At 72.5% G+C, this 3,623-nt stretch carries 6 protein-coding genes; 4 read left to right on the forward strand and 2 right to left on the reverse strand.

The window, feature by feature from the left end:
• The 4 genes from ACFE86_RS21595 to ACFE86_RS21610 all read left to right on the forward strand — a co-directional run.
• Positions 1-573, forward strand: a 573-nt coding sequence (locus ACFE86_RS21595) for a cellulose synthase operon protein YhjQ/BcsQ (protein WP_375457368.1), incomplete at its 5' end; no start/stop codon positions are given.
• A complete protein-coding gene (gene minE, locus ACFE86_RS21600) occupies positions 570-893 on the forward strand; it encodes a cell division topological specificity factor MinE (protein WP_375457369.1) in 324 nt (107 codons plus the stop codon). The genes ACFE86_RS21595 and minE, both read left to right, overlap by 4 nt.
• 171 nt (positions 894-1,064) lie before the next feature.
• A complete protein-coding gene (locus tag ACFE86_RS21605) occupies positions 1,065-1,640 on the forward strand; it encodes a hypothetical protein (protein ID WP_375457370.1) in 576 nt (191 codons plus the stop codon).
• A complete protein-coding gene (locus ACFE86_RS21610) occupies positions 1,637-1,861 on the forward strand; it encodes a hypothetical protein (protein ID WP_375457371.1) in 225 nt (74 codons plus the stop codon). Before ACFE86_RS21605 ends, ACFE86_RS21610 begins: the two co-directional genes overlap by 4 nt.
• Positions 1,862-1,870: 9 nt before the next feature.
• On the opposite strand, the gene ACFE86_RS21615 is transcribed toward ACFE86_RS21610, so the two are convergent.
• Both ACFE86_RS21615 and ACFE86_RS21620 read right to left on the reverse strand, forming a co-directional pair.
• Positions 1,871-3,262, reverse strand: coding sequence for a cytochrome P450 (locus tag ACFE86_RS21615; protein ID WP_375457372.1), 1,392 nt, complete (start codon positions 3,260-3,262; stop codon positions 1,871-1,873).
• 197 nt (positions 3,263-3,459) lie between these two features.
• Positions 3,460-3,623, reverse strand: a 164-nt coding sequence (locus ACFE86_RS21620) for a nucleoside transporter C-terminal domain-containing protein (protein WP_375457373.1), incomplete at its 5' end; no start/stop codon positions are given.

The raw sequence follows: 3,623 nt of genomic DNA on the forward strand, positions 1-3,623 counted from the left end.
ACGCTGCACCTGCTGCCGGCCTCGCAGACCCGCGACAAGGACGCGCTCACCGACGAGGGCGTGGCGCGGGTGATGGAGGAACTGCGCGAAAAGTTCGACTGGGTGATCTGCGATTCGCCGGCCGGCATCGAGCGCGGGGCGCAGCTCGCCATGCGCCACGCGGATCTCGCCGTGGTGGTCACCAACCCGGAGGTGTCGTCGGTGCGCGATTCCGACCGCATCATCGGCCTGCTCGACGCCAAGACGCTCAAGGCTGAAGCCGGCGAGACGATGGACAAGCACCTGATCCTCACCCGCTACGACCCCGCGCGCGCCGAGCGCGGCGACATGCTCAAGGTCGAGGACGTGCTCGAGATCCTGTCGATCCCGCTGCTCGCGATCATCCCGGAAAGCCAGGAGGTGCTGCGCGCCTCGAACGTCGGCTGCCCGGTGACCCTGAACAACCCGCTCTGCGCCCCGGCGCGCGCCTACGCCGACGCGGTGCGCCGGCTCAAGGGCGAGGCGCTGCCGATGACTATGCCGTCGGACCGCAAGTCCTTCCTCGACAAGCTGTTCATGCGGAGGGCGGCATGACCCTGCTCGGCCTGTTCAACAAGCGCGCCTCCGGCTCCGTCGCCCGCGAGCGCCTGCAACTGATCCTCGCCCACGAGCGGTCCGAGACCGGCCAGCCCGACCTCGTGATCACGCTGCGCGAGGAGATCCTGGCGGTGATCGCCCGGCACGTGACGGTCGAGCGCGACAAGGTGAAGATCACCCTGGAGCGCGGCGAGGGGGTCTCGACGCTCGGCCTCGACATCGAGCTGCCGCTGATGGCGTCGCGGTCGCGCAGCGAAACGACGGCCGACAAGCCGGCGGACGAGCCCGCGTCGGAGAACCGGAAGCGGGCGGCCTGAGCCTCATTGCGCGATGCGGCCCCCGGTTCGCGGGAAAAACGGTGCCCGCAGAGGAGCGTCCCGCCGAACGTCCGTCCCCCGATGCCAAGCCCGCGGATCGAGAGGTTCGCGGGCTTCTTCGTGTGCGCATGGCGCGTCAGGTGCTATCCTCGGCGCATGGCCGAATCCCGCATGCCGCTTCCGGATGTCGAACCGACGGTCGTGCTGGTGGACGCATCGCCGCTGATCCACCTCGCGATGCTGGATGCCCTCGATCTGCCGCTGCGCTTCGGCCCGGTCGTGGTACCGGACGCGGTCGAGATCGAGACGACGCACGACAGGGGAAAACCGTTCGCGGCCGAGATCTACGCCTGGCTGGAGGCCCGTGTCCGCACGCCCGGAGCAAACAGATGGGTGGAGCGCCCCAGCACGGAGATCGGCGAACTCCTTCGCATCGCCGTGGACATGAATCGTCCCCGCCCGCGCAACGTCGGCGAGCATGCCATCGTCAACTGGCTTGCGGACAACGTCCTGGCACGGGGCGGGCCCGCGCTCATCGTCTACGAGAACGGCAAGATCCCCAACATGCTGATCCGCGAGGGTCTGGCGGAGGACGTGATCGTCGTGACGAGCCGCACCTTCCTCCATCTCGGCCACCGCGCCGGGCATCTTGCCGATCCGGACGCGGCGTGGGCGACCATCGCGGCCGCGGACCCACGGGCCAATCCCGCCCTGAACTACCAGATCATCCTGGGCTGCAGGCCGTGAGCGATGCCGAGCGCGAAGCGATCCTGCGCCGCTACGTCGACGGCGCGATCCCGGCCGGCGAGGCCGCGGACGCTCTCGGAGCCGGCACGGCGATCTCCGAGGTGATCCTAGAGACCGCCCGGCGCTTCGGGCGCCTGCCGGACCGGCGCGACGCGTTCACCGAGGGCGAGTACCGCCGCGCGCTCGCGCTGCTCGGCCTCGACGGGCGCGAGCGAGGCTGACGCGCTTGCCTACCGCGGCACCAGCACGAAGTCCGGCGCGTGGTCGGGCTGGGTCGTGACCACCGCCGCGGGCAGGACCGGCCGCGGATCGGCCAGTTCGATGCGGAAGCGGCCGGCGATGCGCGCGAGCGCCAGCACGGCCTCGGTGAGGGCGAAGTGAGCGCCGATGCAGACCCGCGGCCCGGCCCCGAACGGCAGGTAGGCGTAGCGCGGGATCGTGGGCGCGCCCGGCAGGAAGCGGCCCGGATCGAAGGCGTCCGGGTCGGCCCAGAGGCGGCGGTGCCGGTGCAGCACCCAGGGGCTGACGATCACGACGTCGCCGGCCGCGATGTCGAGTCCCGCGACGCGGTCGGCCTGGAGCGCCCGCCGCACGATGACGAAGGCCGGCGGATAGAGCCTCAGCGTCTCGTCGATCACCGCGCGGGTCAGCGGCAGGCGGCCGTCCTGGGCGCAGCCGGCCGGGTCGGAAAGGTCGGCGCCGCGCGCTTCGCGGGCCACCTGCTCCTGAAGCTCCGGCGCGAGGGTGAGCAGGTAGGCCGCCCAAAACAGCAGCACCGCCGTGGTCTCGTGGCCGGCCAGGATCATCGTCGCGACCTGATCGCGCAGTTCCGCGTCAGTGAAGGCGGCGCCGGTCTCGGGGTTTTCGGCGGCCATGAGCAGGTCGAGGAGATCGCGGCCGGTGCGCGGCGCCCGCTCGGCGGCGCGGGCCTCGATGATCTGCCCGAGGAAGGGCGTCCAGCGCCGGCGGAAGCGGGCACGCGGACCGTCGAGGGGCGCGCGCCAGGTCGGCGGCAGCAGGATGTCGAGGAGGTGGGGCCGGCCGAGGCGCTCGGCATACGCCGCGATGAAGCCGCGCAGCTCCGCCCCGTGCCGGTCCATCCCCACCGAGAACATGCTGCGCCCGGCGATCTCCAGCGCGAGCCGGTGCAGGGCCGGGAACAGGGCGACGGGGCCGCGCGCGGCGGCCGCGTCGAGTTCGCCAAGGGCGTCGTCGAGCGCCCGACCGATCAGCGGGACGAGGCCGTCGATCGCCTTCGGCGTGAAGGCCGGCGCGAGGGCGCGGCGCTGGTGGCGCCACGCCGAGCCCTCGCTGATCAGCAGGCCGTCGCCGAGGATCGGGCGCAGGATGCGCACCGAGCCGGAGGTGCGGGCGTAGTTCGCTTGGTTGTCGACCAGCACCCGCCGGATCGCCTCCGGGTCGTTGAGGGTGAAGCTCGACCGCCCGAGCAGGCTGCGCCGTGTCCACGGCGCCTCGTAGGCTTGGCGCGGCCAGCCGACGAGGGCGTCGGTGCGGAGCGCCGCGAGGTAGGCGAAGAGCGGCGGCTCGCGCTCGGGCGGCGCGCGGAACGGCGGCACGACCCGCGCCGTCGCCGGGCGCGGGTGGTCGGGAGGCGCCGGCATCGCCGGATCGAGGGTCGTCGCCGAGGCCGCCGTCATGACCGTCCTTGTCCCGCCGCATCGCAGATTCGCCCGATGCCGCCGCCCATGTAAATACCTGTCCGCCGCACGCGATGGCGTGCGCGTGACGGTGCGCCTCGACGCCCGCGGGGGTGACCGAGGCCGCACCGACCCCTCCGGCGCAAACCCGCGCGCGGGCGTCAGCCGGCGATGAACAGCCCGGCGATCGCCGCGCTCGTCAGGTTCGACAGGGTGCCGGCGAGGATCGCGCGCAGGCCGTAGCCGGCGATCTCGGCCCGGCGCTCGGGGACGAGGCTCGAGAAGCTCGCGAGCTGGATCGCGATCGAGGCGAGGTTGGCGAAGC

The organism is uncultured Methylobacterium sp. (assembly GCF_964244095.1).
In the GTDB taxonomy this organism is placed as follows: Bacteria; Pseudomonadota; Alphaproteobacteria; order Rhizobiales; family Beijerinckiaceae; genus Methylobacterium.